Genomic DNA, 19,378 nt, shown 5'->3' with positions numbered 1-19,378 from the left:
CCCTCAACTCCCTTTCGCCAGACGCCGGTCCAGCAGATACAGCAGGGCCGGGGCCCCGATCAGCGAGGTGACCACGCCGACCGGCAGCTCCTGCGTGTCCATGGCGGTCCGGCAGACGATGTCGACCACCACGAGCAGCAGCGCCCCGAACAGCGCGGCCACCGGCAGCAGCCGCCGGTGGTCTCCGCCGACGACCAGGCGGCAGGCGTGCGGGACCATCAGCGCGACGAAGGCGATCGCGCCGGAGACCGCGACCAGGACGCCGGTCAACAGGCTGGTCAGCGTGAACAGTTCGCGCCGTAGCCGTACGACGTCGATGCCCAGGCCAGCCGCGGTCTCGTCGCCCATCAGCAGGGTGTTCAGGCCCCGCGCTCGCGCCAGGAGCCACAGCAGCGTGGCCGGGACCGCCACCGCGGGGGCGACGAGCAGCGGCCAGCTCGCGCCGCTCAGGCTGCCCATCAGCCAGAACAGCACGCTCTGCGTCTGCTGCTGGTCTCCGGCCTGGAGGACGAGATAGCTGGTGAACCCGGAGAGGAACTGCCCGATCGCCACTCCGGCCAGGATCAGCCGCAGCGGCCCGAAACCCCCGCCGCGCCTGGCCACCGTCCAGACGATCGCGAAGGTGACCAGGGCGCCCGCGAACGCGGCGCCGGACAGGCCGAGCCCGAGTGCGCCGCCCGCGCCGATGCCGAGCACGATCGCGGCGACCGCGCCGAGCGAGGCGCCGTTGGAGATGCCCAGGATGTACGGGTCGGCCAACGGGTTGCGCACCAGGGCCTGCATGGCCGTGCCGATGAGGCCGAGACCCGCGCCGACCAGGGCGGCCAGCAGGGCGCGGGGGACGCGCAGTTGCCACACGATCAGGTCGGCGGTGCCGGGCCGCGGGGCCTCGCCGGACAGCCTGCGCCACACCACGCCCCACACCTCGCCGGGCGGGACGGAGGTGGAGCCCCAGGACACGGCGGCGGTGAGAGCGAGCAGCAGGGCGACGGCCAGGGCCAGCACGAGCGGCAGGGCGGGTATGGTGCGCGGCCCGGCGGGCGCGGCGCGGGGCCCGGAGCGCCGCCCCGACGCGCGTCGCCCCGCGTCGGGGCCCCCTGCGTCGGGGCCCCCCGCGTCGGAACCTCCCGCGTCGGAACCTCCCGCGTCAGAGCGCCCCGCGCCGGGCCGCCCCGCTTCGCCTTTGCGACTCAACAGACGGTCCGCCACGGTCACTTGACCTTACCGGGGTACAGCGCCTTGGCGATCTCCGTGACGGTGTCGGCGTTGGTGACACCGGCGATGGTGGTCTGCTCGGAGCGGATCCGCAGCAGGTTGCCTTCCTTGACGGCCTTCAGGCCCTTGGTGGCCGGGTTGTTCCTGAGCCAGTCCTCGGCCTCGTCGAACGCCTTGTCGTTCGCGGCCTCGCCGCCCCGGTCGCGTACGGCCAGCTGGATCCAGTCCGGGTTCTTGGCGACGACGTCCTCCCAGCCGACCTGTTTGCGGTCGGCGTCGCAGTCGGCGAAGGCGTTGCGGGCCCCGGCCAGGGTGATCACGGCGTGCGCGATCTGGCGGTTGCAGACAGCGGTCGGCTGTTTGGTCCCGGCGTCGTAGTCGAAGAAGTAGTACGTCGGCCGGTCCTGCTCCGGGGTGTCGCCCACGGCCCGCTGGACGGCGTCCACCTTCTCCTTCATCCCGTCGACCAGCTCCTTGGCCTTCGCGCTGGTGCCGGTGACCGCGCCGAGCGAGACGATGTCCTCCTCGACCGCCGACAGATCGGTCACCGGGCCCTTGCGGGTGCCCGAACACGCGGTGGACTTCAGGTAGATGTGCTTGACGCCCGCGGCCTTGAACTCGTCCTCGGTGGGCACGCCGCCCATGCCGCCGCCCCCGTGGTTCATGGCGGCGAAGGTGTCGATGTACAGGTCGGCGCCGGAGCCGAGGAGTTTCTCCTTGGGGATGACGGAGTCGCTGAGCACCTCGACCCGCTGCGCCTGAGCGTCCAGGTCGCCGGGCAGGGCGCCCTTGCCCGGCGGGAAGCCGGTGCCGATCACCTTGTCTCCGGCGCCGAGCCTGAGCAGGAGCTCCAGGCTGGCGGCGTTGCTGGTGACGATCTTCTCGGGGGCGGAGTCGAAGGTGGTCTTGGCGTCCCGGCAGTCGGTGACGGTCACCGGGTACCCGTCGGCGGCAACCTTGTCCGTACCGGAGCCCGCCGCGCCCGTGTCCCCGCTGCCGCCGCCGTCACCGTCGCCGCAGCCCGCCGCGAGCAGGCTGACTACCACGGCCGTCGCACCCCACCACACGCGAGAACGCATCACATTTCTCCAGGATCGCCTTGGTACACGGGCGGACGTCCGCCACCCGGTCCAGTAGTCGGCGTCGACGTCGCGCCGGTTCCCGTGGCTTCGCGTGTTTTCCCCCGCGAAGCCTGTGAAGACGGTGAAGATCCGTGAAGACCGCGACGCCCGCGTTGCCCGCGTTGCCTGCGTTGCCCGCGTTGCGGCGGGGTCAGCGCTCGCCGGGGAAGGGCTCGACGCCGATCCGTGCCGCCGCGTCGCCCCCGACGGGGACCACGATCGCCGTGACCTTCACCGGCCTGCTGTGCCGGAAGTGCAGCGTGAACGGCACTCGGTCCCACTTACGCCACTTCGGGACCTCCCGCAGCACCACGTCGAGCGAGAACGGGTCCATGACGACGGTGCCGCCCGCCGGGACGTCCGCCGACTCCACGACTTCCGAGTACGCGCCTCCGCCGTCGTTCATGCGGTGCTCGCTGAGGACGATGTCGCCGCCCGTGGCGGTGGACGTCACCTTCACCAGCGCGTCGTCGGCGTCCCCGGAGTTGGAGATCCGGAAGAACGCGGCGGTCTCGGGGGTCGAGCCGGTCGGCAGGTAGACGCGCGCGTCGGTGACGCCGATACGGGGCGGGTCGCCCGCCTTGCCGACGACGACCCAGGTGGTCAGGCCGCCGAGAGCGACACTGCACGCGGCCACCGGGGCGAGCGCGGTGACCAGGGCCCCGGTCACCTTGCTACGGGTCGGCCGCCAGACGGAGAGCGCGGAGCGCTCGGAGCGCTCAGCGCCCTCGGTGCGTTCGGTGCGTTCGGTGCGTTCGGTGCGTTCGGTCATCGTGTCGTACCCCCCACGCGAACGACCTGTCCCCGTCCGCCACCGTGACCACTGCCACTGCCACTGCCACTGCCGCCGCGTCCACCGCCACGGCCCGGCGGCCGCGACGGCTGCCAGGCCCGCAGCCGCAGGCTGTTGCCCACCACGAGCACCGAGCTCAGCGACATCGCCAGCGCGGCCATCATCGGGTTGAGCAGCCCGACCATGGCGAGCGGCACGGTCACCGCGTTGTAGCCGAAGGCCCACGCCAGGTTCACCCGGATCGTGCCCAGCGTGCGCCGGGCGAGCAGCACCGCGTCGCCGAGCGCCTCGATGTCCCCGCGTACCAGCGTCACGTCGGCGGCGCCGATCGCCGCGTCCGTGCCGCCGCCCATGGCGATGCCCAGGTCGGCTCCGGCCAGCGCGGCGGCGTCGTTCACGCCGTCGCCGACCACCGCGACCCGGCGGCCCGCCGCCCGCAACTCCCGTACCAGCTCGGCCTTGCCCTCGGGGGTGCAGCGGGCGTGCACCTCGTCGATGCCGAGCGCGTCGGCGACGGCGTCGGCGGGCGCCGCGCGGTCCCCGGTGGCGAGCACCGGGCGCACTCCGAGCCGCCGCAGCCGCTCCACCGCCCGGTAGCTGCCGGGCCGTACGACGTCACCGATCTCGATCAGCGCCTCGGCCGTCCCGTCGATCCTGACCAGTACGGGCGTGTACGCGTCGGCCGCCGCGGCGGTGAGCGCGTCGGCCAGGGCCTCGGGCAGGTCGCCGTCCGGGGCCGTGACCTCCACCAGCCGTCCCTCGACCCGCCCGCGCACGCCCCGGCCCGCCGTCGCGGCGAAGTCGTCCGCGTCGGGCAGCGGGGCGCCGGACAGCGACCGGCGCGCGTACGCGGTGATCGCCCGGCCCAGCGGGTGCTCCGAGCCCTGTTCCACCGCTCCGGCCAGCCGCAGGGCCTCGTCCCTGCCGAGCCCGCCGGGTGCGGCGGTGACGCGGGCGACGGACATGTGCCCCGTAGTGAGGGTGCCGGTCTTGTCGAGGACGACCGTGTCGATGTGCTGGAGCCCTTCGAGTGACTGCGGGCCCCGGACCAGGACGCCCAGTTGGGCGCCGCGCCCGGTCGCGGCCATCAGCGCGGTCGGCGTCGCGAGCCCCAGCGCGCACGGACACGCCACCACCAGCACCGCCACCGCCGCCGTGATCGCGGCCTGCGGGTCGGCGCCCGCGCCCAGCCAGAACCCGAGCACGGTCGCCGAGAGCGCCAGCACCACCGGCACGAACACCCCGGCCACCGCGTCGGCCAGTCGCTGCGCCTTCGCCTTCCCGGCCTGAGCCTCGGTCACCAGGTGAGTGATCCTGGCGAGTTGGGTGTCCGCGCCGACGGCCGTGGCTCGTACCAACAGCAGCCCGCCCGCGTTGACGGCCCCGCCGACGACCGCGGAGCCCGGCTGGACCTCCACCGGCTCGCTCTCCCCGGTGACCAGGGAGAGGTCCACGGCGGACGAGCCGTCCGTCACCTCGCCGTCGGTGGCCACCCGCTCGCCGGGCCGGACGACGAAGACCTGTCCGACCGTCAGTTCCTCGATGGGGATGAGCCGTTCGACGCCGCCCTCGCGTACGGACACCTCCTTGGCGGCGAGCCGGGCCAGCGACCGCAGGGCCGCCCCCGTGCCGCGCCGCGCCCGCGCCTCCAGGTAGCGCCCGGCCAGCACGAACAGCGGTACGCCGACGGCCGCTTCGAGGTAGACGTGCGCCGTGCCGTGCGAGGCTTCGGACAGCAGGCTGAACGGCATCGTCATGCCGGGATCGCCCGCGCCGCCGAAGAACAGCGCGTACACCGACCAGGAGAAGGACGCCGCCACGCCGAGCGAGACCAGGGTGTCCATGGTCGCGGCGGAGTGCCGCAGCCCGCGCACCGCGCGCTGGTGGAACGGCCACGCGCTCCACAGGGCGACCGGCGCGGCCAGCGCGAAGCACAGCCACTGCCAGTTGCGGAACTGGAAGGCGGGCACCATGGACAGCACGAGCACCGGCACCGAGAGCAGTGCGGTGATCAGCAGCCGTTCGCGCTCCCGCCGGGCCTCGGCGGCCTCGCTGTCCTCGGCTCCGTCCGCGCCGCCCGTGCCGCCCGTCCGCGCGGTCTTCTCACTCCGCTGTTCCTTGGGCGGTGCGGGCAGGGCGGCCGTGTACCCGGCCTGCTCGACCGTCGTGACGAGCTCTTCCGGGCTGACCTGCGGGGGGTGGCTGACGCGGGCGTTCCCGGTGGCCAGGTTGACCGTCGCGGTCACGCCGTCCAGCTTGGCGAGCTTCTTCTCGACCCGCCGGACGCACGCGGCGCAGGTCATCCCGCCGACGGTCAGGTCCGTGGTGAGCAGCGCGGGCGCGGGTTCGGTCGCGGGCGCGGGTTCGGTGGCCATCAGTTGACGCTCCCGTCGAGCGTCACGCGCGGGGTGCCGAGTTCGCGCAGGCCGTGGTGCCCGGAACCGCCGCCGCTCCCGCCGTCCCCGTCGCTTCCGCTCCCGCTCGTTCCGGGGCGCATGCCGGGCGCCACGGGCCCGACGGCGGACCCGTAGGCGTACGACACCGTGAAGACCAGGGCGAGCAACAGCAGGAAGCCGCAGAGGGCGGGCGGCGGCGCCAGTCGCCGCAGCGTCGCACCCGCCCCTGGCGAGTGCTGCTCGGACTCTTCCATCACCGGCCTCCTGATCCGCGCTTCGGGCATTCGGACAGCTCGGAACGCGGGATCCGGGCGATCCGGGGCGATCTCGGTGAGCTGTACCGATTCAGGAGTCGGACGGGGATATGGACGGGTTCCAGCCCTCTGCCGTGGCGCGCGTCACACACCCGTCGGGTCAGACGGCGCAGTGGACGGGGCGCGGCAGGCTTCCGTCGGCCAGGCGGGCGGCGAAGAACCGCTCGGTCACCAGCCGCTTGCCCGCGTCGAGCGACGTGCCCGCGGGCGCGATGTGCAGGTCGGGGCTGGTGACGGCGTCGGCCCCGGCGGGGTGCCAGTGCAGCCCGTCGGCGGTGACCGTGAGTTCGGGAACCGAGGTGTCCGCGCCGATCTCGACGCCGGTGTCGGCGAAGCCACGGCGCAGCAGCGGACGTACGGCGAAGCGGTCGGCGGGCAGGCCGAGTCCGGCCAGCAGGGCCGCGGTCGCCGGGATCTCGGCGGAGTTCTCCGGGGTCTCGGTGAGCGCGACGCGCGGCGGCAGGCCGAGCGAGATGAGGTGGCGGATGCCGTCGAGGGTGCGCTGGAAGGAGCCCCGGCCCCGGTGGGCGTCGTGGGTGCGGGCGGTGGCGCCGTCCAGAGAGGTCTGGACGGTGAGCTCGCGGCCCGCGCGCGTGGCGAGACCGGCGAGTTCGGCGAGTCCGGTGGCGCGGCGGCCGCGCAGCAGCATGGCGTTGGTCATCACGGTGGTCGGGAGCCGGGCGGCGGCGTGGTCGAGCAGCTCGACGATGGCCGGGTGGAGGAACGGCTCGCCCCCGGTGACGTACAGCTCGGTGAAGCCAGCCGCGGCGGCCTCGTCCACCAAGGCGCGGCAGGCGTCGGCGGGGAGCGTGCGGGGGGCGGCCTTCGGCGAGGAGGCGACGGCGCAGTAGTCGCAAGCGAGGTTGCAGTGGAAGTTGGTGTACAGCCACAGCCGGGAGGGGAAGTACGGGCTGCCGAACAGCGGGACCACCGGGCGCTCGCCCTCCGGTTCTGTGGCCGTGGTCGGCCCCCAGCCGTCGTCGGCGGGCGTGAAACCGGTGGGGAGGGTGGAGCGGTACAGGTGGTAACGGCCTTGGGAGCGCTCGCGCGGCGGCAGGATCTCCAGGCAGGTCGTCCACCAGCCGGTCTCGATCGTCTCCACGAAGACCTCGGGCAGCCCGGCGGCGCGCATGGAGGCCGCCTGCGCCCGCCAGTCGTACGGCAGCTCGGCGAGCTCCGCGCTCGCCCGCCCGTCGGCGAGGTCCAGCAGGGCGTACCAGACGGTGCGCCGACCGTTGTTGGCGGGCTTGCCCAGGACGCCGACGTTGACGACCAGGGTGTCTTTGACGCGCCGCTGCCAGGGCAGGCCGCTGTGCGTGCACAGGACGACGTCCGCGCCGCTGGCGTCGACGCGTGCCCGGTGCTGCTCGTCGGGCAGGGACTCCCACCAGAAGTCGTTGAGGGCGAGCGTGGAGCCGTGCACCAGGTGCACGTCGACGCCGTCGAGCGTCTCGCGGCGTTCGGTGGGCAGGCCGCCCATCCACGCGGCGAAGGCGCGGCTGGTGGTGGCCAGGGTGTGGTCGTAGATGAGCTGGGCGTACTCGTTGTCCTTCGGGTCTCGGTACCCGCAGCCGCAGTCGGTGTCGCCACGGGCGATGGCCACGTCGTAGTTCCCGGCGACGCAGGTGATGTCACGCCCCGTCAGAATCGGCCACAGAGCGTCCACTTCGGCGCCGAAGCCGCCGAGGTCACCCAGGCAGTACAGCCGCTCGGCGCCACGGGCGCGCGCGTCGTCGGCGAAGGCCCGTAGAGCGTACGGGTTGCCGTAGGGGCCGCCGCACACCGCGATGCGCATCAGGAGTCACTCCCCGAGGCGGGCCGGGACAGGGAACGGGAAGGGAAGCGGGCAGGGAAACGGGCAGGGAAACGGGCAGGCAGCATCGACCGCGGGCCAGCGGCGTAACGGCGGCGCAGCGACTCGGGGTCGGCTCCGGCGAAGTACAGGAGCTTCAGGTACTGCATGAAGACGATCATTCGCCACACCCCGTGCGCGGTCAGCCGCCGGGCGGAGGCCGTGGCGGTGGCGGGCAGTACGACGAGGCCGCCGCACCGCGCGAGACGCCGGGACATCTCCAGATCCTCCATGATCGGCAGGTCGGGGAAGCCGCCGAGCCCGTCGAAGGCGGTGCGGCGGATGAACATCGCCTGATCGCCGAAGACCTGGCGCAGGCGGCGGGCGCGGGCGTTGGACGTCCACGCCAGGTAGTCCAGGCCGAGGCCGCGCCGGTCGAAGCGCAGGGTCAGGCCGCCGCCGACGGTCCGCGGGTCGGCGAGCGCGCTCCTGATCTGTTCGAGGGCGGCCGGGTCCACGCGTGTGTCGGCATGGACGAACCACAGCACGTCGCCGGCGCAGTGCCGGGCGCCCTCGTTCATCTGCCGGGCCCGGCCGCGCGGGGATGACACCAATGTGCCGTAATGCGCGGCCAGTTCGCGCGTGGCGTCGGTGGATCCGCCGTCCACGACGATCAGTTCGCAGTCGGGGAAGTCCCGGCACAGGCGAGCCAGAGCGGTCTGGACGGTGTCCTGTTCGTTGAGCACGGGGACGACGATCGACACGTTCACGCTCCGGGCTTTCCCGCGCGTCTCCGGCCCTTCCTTCTCTTGGGTGTCTCCGTCTCGGTCTCCGTCTCCGTCTCGGTCTCCGTCTCCGTCTCGGTCTCCGTCTCGGTCTCCGTCTCGCACGTCGACGATCGGCAGCAGCTTGCGCAGGGCCGCGTTCTCGGCCGGGTCGAGCACGGAGTGCTGGACGCACGCGGGTACCAGGGTGCCGTCCTCGGGGTGCGCCATGGCGTAGTGGCAGGCGGCGAGCCGCTCCTGTGCGGCGCGCACCGCCGGGTCGTCGCTCGTCTCGCCGCGCCGCGTCGACTCCCATGCCGGGGCTACCTGTTCGGCGTCCATGAACACGTGCATCACGAACGACAGCGGCCGCACCCGCAGCCGATGGCGCACCAGCCTGCCGACGCCGACGCGGCGCACCGTACGCGCCAGCCACCCCAGCGCCGTACCGATCACCGACGGGTGCCGGGCGGCTACTCGGGCCACCCTGGCCGCGACCAGCAGCGGCGGCGGCCCGGTGAAGCTCACCTTGCCCAGGTGCCGGAAGAAGGCGTCGCGTACGGCCAGGTCGCGGGGGTCGTCGCCGTCCAGGAAGGGGAACCAGCGGCGGCCGACGGCGAAGCCGTAGGCGGTGCGGTTGCAGCGCACGTCGCCGTTGTGGAAGACGTCGTAGTCGAGGCGGGCGCCCACGCCGCGCTCGATCCGCTCCCAGACCGCGTCCGGGGTGGCCTCCCGGTAGCGCTCCTTCCAGCGGCGCTCGTCGCCGACGAAGGCGGCGGGCTGGAACGAGAACATGCCGTATCCCAGATCCCAGGCGGAGCGGATGACCTCGGGGACCTCGTCGAGGTTGCCGGGCGTGACGGTCATGTTGTGGGCGAGGAAGAACCGCACCCCGTGCTCGCGCCGCAGCCGGGTGAACAAGGCGGCGAACCGGGCCCGGTAGGGAGTCAGCGCCCGCTCGCTCGGCGGGCGTTCGATGCCGCGCCGCCCGTACATGAACTTGTCGAAGTGCGCGGCGAACGAGAGCCGGTCGAAGCGCCGCTTTCCGTCCGGACCGAGGGCGAGCCGCTCCAGGTAGGCGTAGTCGAAGTCGCCGTGCGTGAAGCTCATCGGCTCACGGCCGTGCTCGCGCATCACCTGGAGCGCGGCGGCGTGGTCGTCGGGCGGCAGCAGGCTGACCTCGCCGCCGATCAGCTGGGTGTGCGCCCTGGGGCCGCGCAGCTCGCGCAACAGGCCCATCTGGGCGGCGACTTGTTCGCGGGTGTGCATCCCGTCGACGCGTACGGCGTTGGCGTCTCGGGAGTGGTAGCAGGGCGTGCACTTCAGGTCGCACTTGGGGAAGACGCCGTGGGTGCCCTCGCAGCCCACGCCGTGCCGGCCGATGACCTGGGCCGGGGTCCGGGCCGTGGCGGGGAGTTCGGCCCAGCGGCGTGCCATGGCCGCGACGAACTCGGGGTCGTAGGGTCGGGTGGCGCGCGCCCAGGCGCGCAGTGTCGCGACGAGTCCCATCAGCGTACGTCCCCTGCCTCTCCGTCGGTCTCTCCGCCGGTCTCTCCGCCGGTCTCTCCGCCGTCGTCTGTTCTGTGGGGCGCGGGTTCAGCGCCGGATCCGTCTGCGCAGGCCGAGCAGCGCGTCGGTGGCCCGGCGGGCACCGTCGACGCGGGCGTAGACGTCCTGGAGCGCGGCGTGCCAGGGCCCGTCCGCGTAGGTCGGGTACGGGTGCACCGTCCTGGCGTACTGGGCGGCTGTCCAGCCCAGCCGTACGGCGGCCGCCAGATGGGCGATGGTCTCCCCCGCGCGGGGCGCGACCACCGTGGCCCCGACGATCTTCCCGCGCGGTGCGAGCACCAGGCTGCTGAAGCCGTCGGCGCGGCCGTCGGCGACCGCCCGGTCCACCCGGTCGTGGTCCAGCGTGCGCACCCGTACCCCGTGCCCGTACCGGGTGCGGGCCTCGTCGGCGGTCAGGCCGACGCGGGCGACCTCCGGATCGGTGTACGTCACCGACGGCACCGCGGCGTAGTCGATCCGCCGACGCACGCCGAGCAGCGCGTCCACGGCGGCGGCCGCGCCCTGCACCCCGCCCAGGTGGGTCAGCGCGGACCGGCCCGTGACGTCCCCGGCCGCGTAGATCCGCGGGTTGGTCGTACGCAGCCGTCCGTCCGTACGGAGCCGCCCCCGCGCGTCCAGGCGCACCCCCGCGCGTTCCAGGCCGAGACCGGCGGTGTTCGCACGGCGGCCGGTGACGGCGAGCAGCCGGTCGTACGGGACGGGGCCGCCCGGCCCGTGCAGCGCCCCGTCGGCGACCTGCTCGGCGCGGTAGCCGGTCAGGACCCGGACGCCGTCCGCCTCCAGGGCGGCCCGGACGGTCGCGGAGGCGCGCGGCTCCTCGCGGGGCAGCGGCCGGTTCAGCGCCTCGACGAGCGTCACCCGCGAGCCGAGCCGGGCGAACGCCTGCCCCAGCTCGCAGCCGACGGGACCGCCGCCCAGGACCACCAGACGGCCGGGCAGCGCGGTCAGCGCCCATACGGTGTCGCTGGTCAGCGGGTTCGCCTCGGCCAGGCCCGCGATCGGGGCCAGGGTCGGCGCGGAGCCGGTCGCGATGAGGGCGTACCGGAAGGAGACCTCTCGTGCCGCGCCGCCCGGCTCCGTGTCGTCCGGTGCCGTACCGCCCGACTCCGTACCGCCCGGTGCCGTACCGCCTGACTCCGTACCGGCGAAGGGGGTCCCGCCCGCCACGGACAGCGTGCGCGGACCGGTGAACTCGGCCGCGCCGCTGGCCACTTCCACGCCCAGCGGGCGCAGGGACGCGGCGGAGTCATGCGGCTCGACCGCCGCGATCGCCCGCCTGACGTGCGCCATGGCGGCCGCGAGGCCAGCGGGGCCGCTCGGCGCGGTGAGGCCGTAGGCCCCGGCGCGGCGGGCCGCGCTCACCTCACTCGCCGTGTGCAGCAGAGCCTTGCTGGGCACGCAGCCGGTCCAGAGGCAGTCGCCGCCCAGCCGGGCCCGTTCGACGAGCAGGGTGCGCGCGCCGAGGCGTCCGGCGGTGCGGGCCGCCGTGAGGCCCGCGCTGCCGCCGCCGATGACCACCAGGTCGTATGCGCTCGCGCTCATCGCAGTCGTACTCCGGGAGTCGGGAGGGTGTGGGCAAGGTGTGAGCAAGGTGTGAGCAAAGTGTGGGCAGGGAACCTGCCGGGACGGCCGTCGCCTTCCGTCTGGGCACAGATTTTCGGCGTGCGTCCCGTCTCGTCCAGCGGGAATGCTCCAGTCGGCCGACCAGGTTCCCCATCCCGCCCACGTCAGCCGTCACCCCACCGCCCTACCCCGTACGGGAGCCCCACATGTCCATCGACATCGCCGCCTCGGTCAAGGACTACTACGGCCGGGTACTCGCTTCCTCCGCTGACCTGAAGACCAGCGCCTGCTGCACCGCGACCGCGCCGCCGCCGCGTATCGCCGCCGCGCTCGCTCGCGTCCACGAGGAGGTCGCCGACCGCTTCTACGGCTGCGGGTCCCCCCTTCCGCCCGCGCTGGACGGCGCGACCGTGCTCGACCTGGGCTGCGGCAGCGGCCGCGACGCGTACGTCCTGTCCCAGCTGGTCGGCCCCACCGGCCGGGTGATCGGCGTCGACATGACCGAGGAGCAGCTCGACGTCGCGCTGCGCCACCAGGACTGGCACACCCGGCGGTTCGGCTACGGCAACGTCACGTTCCGGCACGGCTATATCGAGGACCTCGGGGCGGCGGGGATCGCGGACGACTCCGTCGACGTGGTCGTCTCGAACTGCGTGGTGAACCTGTCCCCGGACAAGCCGCGGGTGTTCGCCGAGGTCTTCCGCGTCCTGCGGCCCGGCGGCGAGCTGTACTTCTCCGACATCTTCGCCGACCGCCGACTGCCCGCCGCGCTCCGTGACGACCCGGTCCTGCTCGGCGAGTGTCTGGCTGGAGCCCTGTACACCGAGGACTTCCGCCGGGTACTGGCCCGCGCCGGGTGCCCGGACCCCCGCACCGTCAGCGACACGCCGGTGACCATCGACGACCCGGACGTCGACCGGAAGATCGGCTTCGCCGCCTTCTCGTCGCGGACCGTGCGCGCCTTCAAGCTGCCGCTGGAGGACCGCTGCGAGGACTACGGCCAGGTCGCCGTCTACCACGGCACGCTGCCCGAGCACCCGCACGCCTTCGACCTCGACGACCACCACCGTTTCCACAACGGCAAGCCGATGCTGGTGTGCGGCAACACCGCCGACATGCTGAGCGCCACCCGCTTCGCGCCCCACTTCACCGTCACCGGCGACAAGACGACCCACCACGGCCTGTTCCCGTGCGCGCCCGTCGCGGGGGCGGGGTCGGGGTCGGCGGGGGCCGTCGACTCCGGTGCCGCGTGCTGCTGACCGCCAGGGCGTGTTCCGGGAGCCCCTTCGTCGCCCGCGGTGCGTGCTCTCAGCCCCCGCCGGACAGGCCCGAGGCGGGACGTGTGGTCAGCGGAGCCTTCGTGCCGGGTCGGAGGCCAGCCAGCCGCGGGCTCCCCAGAAGTCGACGGCGCGGCAGATGGTGCCGAGTGCCCGCCGGGCCTGGTCACTTCCGCGATCGGCCCAGTGGCCGTCGCACCAGTCGGCGAGATCGTCGGCCGCGCCGGGCTCCTCCAGCACCGCCAGGCGGTTGTGCGAGCCGAGATGCGTGCCGAGCAGCAGCATGGCCGTGGCGTCGGCCTGCCCGGACGCCTCGCCGAGGAAGGCGGCGATGGCCTGGCGCACGGTGGGCGCCGCGGCCTGGGCGGTCCGCGGCACTCCGCGCGGCGCGGCGGACTTGGCCGACCCGGCGGCCTTCCGCCGCGCCGCGGGTGCCTTCTGCGCTGGCGCGGGCGCCTTCCGCTCTGGCGCGGGCGTACGTGCCGGGGCGGCCCGCGCTGGCTCGGGGGCGGAGGCCGGTGGCGCGGGGGCCGTTCCGTCCCCGCACAGGCACACCGGCACATAGTCGCCAGGGACGGGGACGTTCTGCTCGATGGACGTGGCGACGGCGTCCGCGTCGCACGCGCGGCACAGCGGTGTCTGCCGCCAACCGATGATCGACAGCTGTGTGCCACGGGAGTGACGGGTCATCGCCTGCGGCCGCTCCACGATGTCCGCCCCGCCGCACCCCGCGCAGCGCGGCGCTCCGCGCATCCACCGGGCCTGGCAGCGCAGGCAGGTGACCCGGATGTCTCCGTCGGTCGGCTCGCCGCGCAGTTCCTCCCGCTCGCCACAGGACGGGCATCGCAGCTCACCCGCCACCGGCCCTCACCCCTTCCGCCCCTTCGGTCTCCCCTGGCCGCCTCCCACAAGCCTACCCTCACGTAAGGGTTGCCCCGCTGACTCCGTGACCTGCGGAAACAATGTGACATTGTAAGCTGGTGGCTTCGCTCCGCCAGGAAGGGACCACCACCGCCATGGGGCACCTGCAACACCACAACCTCGGCGCCGCCCGCGAGCGACTGCGCGACCAGGTCGCCCACGCCCTGCGGGCCGCCCTGATCTCCGGCGAACTCCGCCCAGGCCAGGTGTACTCGGCCCCCGTACTCGCCCAGGACTTCGGCATCTCGGCCACGCCCGTGCGCGAGGCGATGCTCGACCTGGCGCGGGAGGGCCTGGTCGAGCCCGTACGCAACAAGGGCTTCCGGGTCACCGAGGTCGACGAGCGCGACCTCGACCAGTACACCGAGATCCGCGCGCTCATCGAGATCCCGGTCATCGGCCAGATCACCGGGTCCGCCGACCGTGCCGAGCTGGAGGCCCTGCGGCCGGTCGCCGAGGACATCGTGCGGGCCGCGCGCGAACACGACCTGATCGGCTATCTGGAGGCCGACCGGCGCTTCCATCTCTCGCTGCTCGCGCTGTGCGGCAACGACCGGCTGGTCGAGACCGTCGGCGAGCTGCGCAAGCGCTCGCGGCTGTACGGGCTCACCGCGCTGGACGAGCGGGGCGAGCTGCTGCCGTCGGCCGAGGAGCACCTGGAGCTCCTCGACCTGATGCTGGCGGGCGACGCGCGGGGCGCTGAGGCGTGCATGGCCAAGCATCTGGGGCACGTCCGCTCGCTCTGGGCCAGAAGCCGGGCCGAGGCCGAGACCGAGACCCGGTAAGAGGCCGGGACCCGGTCGGCGCTCAGCGGTTCGTGCTCAGCGGCGGCGCATCAGTACCGCCGTGAACTGCTGGGACGCGCCCCACGGGGTGAGATGGTCCTCGCCCGCCGTGCCGACGAGCTCGTAATCGGGGAACTCGGCGGCGAGTTCGGCGTGCGTGTAGCGGACGATCGGCAGGCCGCTGCAGGTGGTGGGGCCGTCCGGCCCGAAGGTGGCCACCACCAGCCAGCCGCCGGGCCGCAGCTGACGCTCCAGCGAGGCCGCGTAGTCGGCGCGCTCCTCGGGCTCGGTGAGGAAGTGGTACACCGCGCGGTCGTGCCACAGGGCGTACGTACGGCCCATGTCCAGGTCGAGTACGTCGGCCATGGCGAGGACGACGTCCGAGCCGGACGGGCCGAGCCGGTCGCGGACGGTCCGCAGGGCGGTGGTGGAGAGGTCGACGGCCGTCAGGTCGCGGTAGCCGCGTTCGAGCAGATGGTCCACGAGTGTCGACCATCCGGCGCCGACGTCGATGATCGGCTCGTCGGGGCCGAGGCCGGTCCGGTCCACCAGGTCGAGCGAGAGCCCCGGCACGGACTGCCACCAGGAGACTCCGTCGACGTCCTTGCTGTGGTGTACGCCTTCCCAGAACTCCGTCCGGGCGTCGGCGTCGTCGGGGCGCGGTGTGCCGTGATCGGTCATGGTGGCGAGGGTAGACCGAGTGCGTGGGCCACGGCAGTACGGAGGGTCGCCGCCGGGGTCCGGCGTCAGCGTTTCGTAAGGAGCGGAGCCGATGCGTGCCCTGTCCGCCGTCGCTACGGTGAAACCATGGTCGAACGGACACATGCTGGTCAGACGGGCGGTCAGGCGGCCGGTCAGGCAACTGGTCAGGCGCCCGGTCAGGAGCCGAACCCGCTCGGTGAGGTCGCGGCGCTGGTCGACGGCGGCGACATGGACTGCGGCAGCGGTCTCCTGCTGCTGATCACCCGCGCGATGCGGCGGCTCGGCCCCGGCCAGGTGCTCGGGGTGCGCAGCGCGGAGGCCAGCGTCGCCACCGATCTGCCCGCCTGGGCGGATCTGGTCGGGCATGACGTGGTCGCCGAGGTGGCCGAGTCACCCGAAGGGCCGTGGTGGTTCGCGGTGAGCAAGGCGGGCCGGACGGGCGCGGCGGACAAGGCGGGCGCGGCGGTCGGGGCGGGTGATCCAGACCAGGCCGCCACGGTGTTCACTCCGGGTGAGCGGTCGCCGGTGGGCCGACGGCTGTGGATCTACACCAACTTCGACTGCAACCTGGCGTGCGCGTACTGCTGTGCCGAGTCGTCCCCGAAGGCGGCGGCCCGCCGCTTCGGCGCGGACCTCGCCGCAAAGGCGTTCGAGGAGTTCGCGGCCCAGGGCGGGCGCGAGGTGTTCTTCACCGGCGGCGAGCCGTTCATGCACCCCGAGCTGGCCGCCCTGATCGGCGCGGCGGCCGGTCTGGAGCGCACCGTGCTGACCAACGGCATGATCTTCGGCAAGGGCACGCGCCGGGAGACCCTGGAGAGCCTGGACCGCGATGTGGTGCTCCAGATCAGCCTCGACTCGGCCACCCCCGAGCTGCACGACCGGCAGCGCGGCGCGGGCTCGTGGCAGCGCGCGGTCGACGGCATCACGCTGGCCCGTTCGCTCGGGTTCCGGGTGCGGGTGGCCGCCACGCTGTACGACGAGGACCCCGAGGGCGTCGCGGCGCTGCACCGGCGGCTCGACGACGCCGGGATCGCCCTGCCCGACCGGATCATCCGGCCGGTGGCGCACGAGGGCTTCGCCGACGGGGGCGTACATGTCTCCCTGGAGGGCCTGGAGCCCGAGCCGACGCTCACCGTGGACGGCGCCTGGTGGCATCCCGTGGCGGTCACCGACCCCCATATGCGGATCGCCGACGATCCGCTGCCGCTGTCCGAGGTGTTCGGCGTCGTACGGGACACGCTCGCCGTCCAGGACGCCGCGGCGCGGGCGGGACGCGAGGTGTTCCGCTGTGCCTGAGACGCCTGAGCCTGAGACACCAGGGCCTGAGACACCAGGGCCTGAGACTCCAGGGCCTGAGACACCTGAGCCTGAGACACCGCGAACCCGCTCGCTGCTCGCGCCCGTACGCTGGCTGCTCGCCCCCGCGACCGACGAAGTCCGGCGCGAACAGGCCTGCGCGGCGGCGTTCCTGCGCGTGCTGCTCGGCCTGATGTGGCTCTACAACGTGGCCTGGAAGCGCCCGCCGGACTTCGGCGAGGACGCCGACCGGGGACTGTTCCACTTCACCTCGTTCGCCGTGAGCGACCCGGTGCTCCCGCCGTACAGCTGGGTCGTGGAACACGCCGTACTGCCCAACATGGCGGTCTTCGGGTGGCTGGTGCTGCTCGCCGAGACCGCGCTCGCGGTGCTGCTGCTGACCGGCGCGTGGGTGCGGGCGGCGGCCGCCCTCGGAGTGGCCCAGTCCCTCGCCATCGGCTTCTCGGTCGCCTTCGCGCCACACGAATGGACCTGGTCCTACTGGCTGATGATCGGCGCGCATCTGGTGATCCTGTTCTCGTCGGCCGGGCGGGTGTTCGCGGTGGACGCGGTGCGGTCCGGTACGGGCTCCGCGCGGACGCTCGGCCAGGTGTGGGGCGCGGTGGCGGTGGCCGTGGGCGTGTTCAGCGCGGTGGCGTCGGCGGACGAGCCGCTGGCCCGCGTCGGCTCCGGGCTGACCTCCACCGACTGGTCGCTCGGTCTGGGCCGGTACAACCTCGTCGGCGGGCTGGTGCTGGTGCTGGTCGGCGTACTGACGCTGGTGGCCGCCCGGACCCGGACCGGCGTACTGGGGTGGGCGGCGGCGGCCCTGGGCGTCGCGGCCGCGGTGTCGCTGTACGCGCAGATCGGCTTCAGCGATCCGCTGCTGGGCGGCAACGCGACGTCGGCGGCGTTCCTGCTGTCCGTCGCCCTGGTCGCCGCGACGGTGGCCGCGCCACCTCAGCCCCGTACCCCGTCCCGTAATCCGTCCGGCACTCCGTCCAGCGCAGGGAAGTGACCATGCCCATGAGGCCGATAGGCCGCCGTACCCTGCTGCTCGGCGCTGGAGCGACCCTGCTGCTGAGCGCCTGCGGCAGCGGCGGCGACGGCGGCAGCGGCGGCGGGTCTGGTTCGGGCGCGCGGCCGCTCGGGATCACGGCGATTCCCGACCAGGACCCGGAGCTGCTCAACCGGCTCTATCCCGCCGTGGCCGAGCGGTTCGCCGACGCGACCGGGCTGGACGTGGTCTACCGCCCTGTCACCGACTACACCGCCGTGGTGCGCGCCTTCGAGATCGGCGACATCCATCTGGCCTGGATGGGCGGGCTGACCGGCGTCCAGGCGCGCGCCCGCAGGCCGGGCGCGACCGCGCTCGCGCAGCGGGACATCGACGCCGACTTCCACAGCCTGTTCATCGCCCACAGCAAGGCGGGCCTGCGGCCCTTCACGACGGTCGACGGGCTGCGCGACCTCGCGGGCCACACCCTCACCTTCGGCAGCGAGACCTCCACATCCGGCCGTCTGATGCCCGAGTACTTCATGCGGCAGGCGGGGCTCAAGCCGAGCGACCTGCGCGGGAAACCGGGCTTCTCCGGCTCCCACGACGCGACCATCGAACTCGTCGCCAGCGGCAGCTACGAGACCGGGGCCGTCAACGAGCAGGTCTGGAAGTCGGCCGTCGCGGCGGGCGACGTCGACCAGGACACGGTGAGCGTGCTCTGGCGCACCCCCGGCTACGCCGACTACCACTGGCTGGCCCGCCCGGATCTCGACGAGACCTACGGCGCGGGCACCTCGCGGAAGGTGCGGGATCTGCTCCTGGGCCTCGACCACCAGGACCCCGACGACGCGGAACTCCTGAAGCTCTTCGGTGCCAGGTCGTTCATCGCCGCCGAGGACTCGGCCTACGACCAGATCGAGGACGTGGCCCGCGACCTGGGGCTGCTCCGGTGAGCCACGCGGCGGACGCGGCGAATGCGGCGGACGCGATGGGCACGGCCGACGCGGCGGACGCGGCGCCGGTGCTGCGACTGCGCGGCGCGGGTCGCCGGTTCGGCGCGCACGAGGCGCTGCGCGGCCTTGACCTGACCGTGTACGCGGGTGAGCGGGTGGCGGTGCTCGGCACCAGCGGCGCCGGGAAGAGCACCCTGCTGGCGCTGCTCAACGGGTCGCTTGAGCCGACCAGCGGCGCGCTGGAGGTGTTCGGCGAGGACCCGGCGCGCCTGACCGCGCCACGGCGGCGGCTGCTCCAGCGGCGGATCGGCTCGGTCAGCCAGCGCCTCGCCCTGATCGAGCAGGTCCGGGTGCTGCACAACGTCAACGCGGGCAGGCTCGGCCGGTGGAGCACGCCGCGCGCGCTGGCCTCGCTGGTCTGGCCGCGCGCGCTGGACCAGGTCCAGGACGCGCTGGACCGCGTCGACCTGGGCTGGGCGCTGCACGAGCGCACCGAGCGGCTGTCCGGCGGCGAGCGGCAGCGGGTGGCGATCGCCCGGCTCCTTGTGCAGTCGCCTGAGCTGGTGGTGGCCGACGAGCCGGTGTCCAGCCTCGACCCGGTGCGCGCGGCGGGCATCCTCGCCCTGCTCGGCACCGCACCGCGCGCGGCCGAGCCGCCGGTGCGTACCCAGGTGCACGCCCAGGTGCGCACCTTGGTGGTCAGCCTGCACCAGCCCGCGCTGGCGCGCGAGCACTGCACACGGGTGGTGGGCCTGCGGCAGGGCGAGATCGTCCTGGACTGCCCGGCCGCCGACGTGAGCGACGCGGCCCTGCACGAGCTCTACACACTCGACACGCTCGCGTGACGCTCCGACTCGGCGCCGCCCCGCCGCCACCGCCGCCGCCCGCCGCGCCGTCGCCGCCGCCCGCGTCCGCCC

At 73.7% G+C, this 19,378-nt stretch carries 16 protein-coding genes; 6 read left to right on the top strand and 10 right to left on the bottom strand.

Annotation, left to right across the window (positions count from 1 at the left end; all coding sequences use genetic code 11):
* Positions 1 to 3: 3 nt before the first annotated feature.
* From ACX6XY_RS12390 to ACX6XY_RS12355, 8 genes are all read right to left on the bottom strand, one after another.
* The gene (locus ACX6XY_RS12390) at positions 4 to 1,023 is read right to left on the bottom strand and encodes a FecCD family ABC transporter permease (RefSeq protein WP_460329445.1); all 1,020 of its coding nucleotides are present in this window, start codon (positions 1,021 to 1,023) and stop codon (positions 4 to 6) included.
* 188 nt (positions 1,024 to 1,211) lie between these two features.
* The gene (locus tag ACX6XY_RS12385) at positions 1,212 to 2,294 is read right to left on the bottom strand and encodes an ABC transporter substrate-binding protein (protein ID WP_460329322.1); all 1,083 of its coding nucleotides are present in this window, start codon (positions 2,292 to 2,294) and stop codon (positions 1,212 to 1,214) included.
* Positions 2,295 to 2,487: 193 nt separating this feature from the next.
* Positions 2,488 to 3,108 carry a copper chaperone PCu(A)C gene (locus ACX6XY_RS12380; protein WP_460329320.1) on the bottom strand — a complete coding sequence of 207 codons (621 nt, stop codon included), beginning with the start codon at positions 3,106 to 3,108 and terminating at the stop codon, positions 2,488 to 2,490.
* Positions 3,105 to 5,504 carry a heavy metal translocating P-type ATPase gene (locus ACX6XY_RS12375; RefSeq protein WP_460329318.1) on the bottom strand — a complete coding sequence of 800 codons (2,400 nt, stop codon included), beginning with the start codon at positions 5,502 to 5,504 and terminating at the stop codon, positions 3,105 to 3,107. The genes ACX6XY_RS12380 and ACX6XY_RS12375 overlap by 4 nt, the downstream gene beginning before the upstream one ends.
* Positions 5,504 to 5,779, bottom strand: coding sequence for a hypothetical protein (locus tag ACX6XY_RS12370; protein ID WP_460329316.1), 276 nt, complete (start codon positions 5,777 to 5,779; stop codon positions 5,504 to 5,506). The genes ACX6XY_RS12375 and ACX6XY_RS12370 overlap by 1 nt, the downstream gene beginning before the upstream one ends.
* Positions 5,780 to 5,939: 160 nt before the next feature.
* Positions 5,940 to 7,634, bottom strand: coding sequence for a radical SAM protein (locus ACX6XY_RS12365; protein WP_460329314.1), 1,695 nt, complete (start codon positions 7,632 to 7,634; stop codon positions 5,940 to 5,942).
* Positions 7,634 to 9,904 carry a TIGR04283 family arsenosugar biosynthesis glycosyltransferase gene (locus ACX6XY_RS12360; protein WP_460329312.1) on the bottom strand — a complete coding sequence of 757 codons (2,271 nt, stop codon included), beginning with the start codon at positions 9,902 to 9,904 and terminating at the stop codon, positions 7,634 to 7,636. The genes ACX6XY_RS12365 and ACX6XY_RS12360 overlap by 1 nt, the downstream gene beginning before the upstream one ends.
* An 87-nt stretch (positions 9,905 to 9,991) precedes the next feature.
* Positions 9,992 to 11,506, bottom strand: a complete 1,515-nt coding sequence (locus ACX6XY_RS12355) for a dihydrolipoyl dehydrogenase family protein (protein WP_460329310.1) — start codon at positions 11,504 to 11,506, stop codon at positions 9,992 to 9,994.
* 227 nt (positions 11,507 to 11,733) lie between these two features.
* Between ACX6XY_RS12355 and ACX6XY_RS12350 the strand changes: the two genes are divergently transcribed.
* Entirely contained in the window at positions 11,734 to 12,786 is a 1,053-nt protein-coding gene (locus tag ACX6XY_RS12350; RefSeq protein WP_460329308.1) for a methyltransferase domain-containing protein, read from the top strand.
* Between the two features lie 87 nt (positions 12,787 to 12,873).
* Here ACX6XY_RS12350 and ACX6XY_RS12345 read toward each other — a convergent pair whose 3' ends face one another.
* Positions 12,874 to 13,665: a hypothetical protein gene (locus ACX6XY_RS12345; RefSeq protein WP_460329306.1), complete on the bottom strand. Its 792-nt coding sequence runs from the start codon at positions 13,663 to 13,665 to the stop codon at positions 12,874 to 12,876.
* A 155-nt stretch (positions 13,666 to 13,820) separates the two neighbouring features.
* On the opposite strand from ACX6XY_RS12345, the gene ACX6XY_RS12340 reads away from it, so the two are divergent.
* Positions 13,821 to 14,510, top strand: a complete 690-nt coding sequence (locus ACX6XY_RS12340) for a GntR family transcriptional regulator (RefSeq protein ID WP_460329443.1) — start codon at positions 13,821 to 13,823, stop codon at positions 14,508 to 14,510.
* Positions 14,511 to 14,546: 36 nt separating this feature from the next.
* On the opposite strand, the gene ACX6XY_RS12335 is transcribed toward ACX6XY_RS12340, so the two are convergent.
* Positions 14,547 to 15,191, bottom strand: coding sequence for a class I SAM-dependent methyltransferase (locus ACX6XY_RS12335; protein WP_460329304.1), 645 nt, complete (start codon positions 15,189 to 15,191; stop codon positions 14,547 to 14,549).
* Positions 15,192 to 15,317: 126 nt separating this feature from the next.
* Between ACX6XY_RS12335 and ACX6XY_RS12330 the strand changes: the two genes are divergently transcribed.
* Genes ACX6XY_RS12330 through ACX6XY_RS12315 form a run of 4 tightly spaced genes read left to right on the top strand, consistent with a single transcriptional unit; the run spans position 15,318 to position 19,306 of the window.
* Positions 15,318 to 16,508: a radical SAM protein gene (locus ACX6XY_RS12330; RefSeq protein ID WP_460329302.1), complete on the top strand. Its 1,191-nt coding sequence runs from the start codon at positions 15,318 to 15,320 to the stop codon at positions 16,506 to 16,508.
* Positions 16,501 to 17,526: an Rv1678 family membrane protein gene (locus tag ACX6XY_RS12325; protein ID WP_460329300.1), complete on the top strand. Its 1,026-nt coding sequence runs from the start codon at positions 16,501 to 16,503 to the stop codon at positions 17,524 to 17,526. The genes ACX6XY_RS12330 and ACX6XY_RS12325 overlap by 8 nt, the downstream gene beginning before the upstream one ends.
* 2 nt (positions 17,527 to 17,528) lie before the next feature.
* Positions 17,529 to 18,461 (top strand): putative selenate ABC transporter substrate-binding protein, encoded by a 933-nt coding sequence (locus tag ACX6XY_RS12320; RefSeq protein WP_460329298.1) that lies wholly within the window; start codon positions 17,529 to 17,531, stop codon positions 18,459 to 18,461.
* Positions 18,458 to 19,306, top strand: a complete 849-nt coding sequence (locus tag ACX6XY_RS12315) for a phosphonate ABC transporter ATP-binding protein (RefSeq protein ID WP_460329296.1) — start codon at positions 18,458 to 18,460, stop codon at positions 19,304 to 19,306. Before ACX6XY_RS12320 ends, ACX6XY_RS12315 begins: the two co-directional genes overlap by 4 nt.
* Positions 19,307 to 19,378 lie beyond the last annotated feature (72 nt).

Source organism: Streptomyces sp. O3, assembly GCF_054788135.1.
The sequence above is the reverse complement of the archived record's forward strand: the minus strand, read 5'-3'. Positions and strand labels throughout refer to the sequence as shown.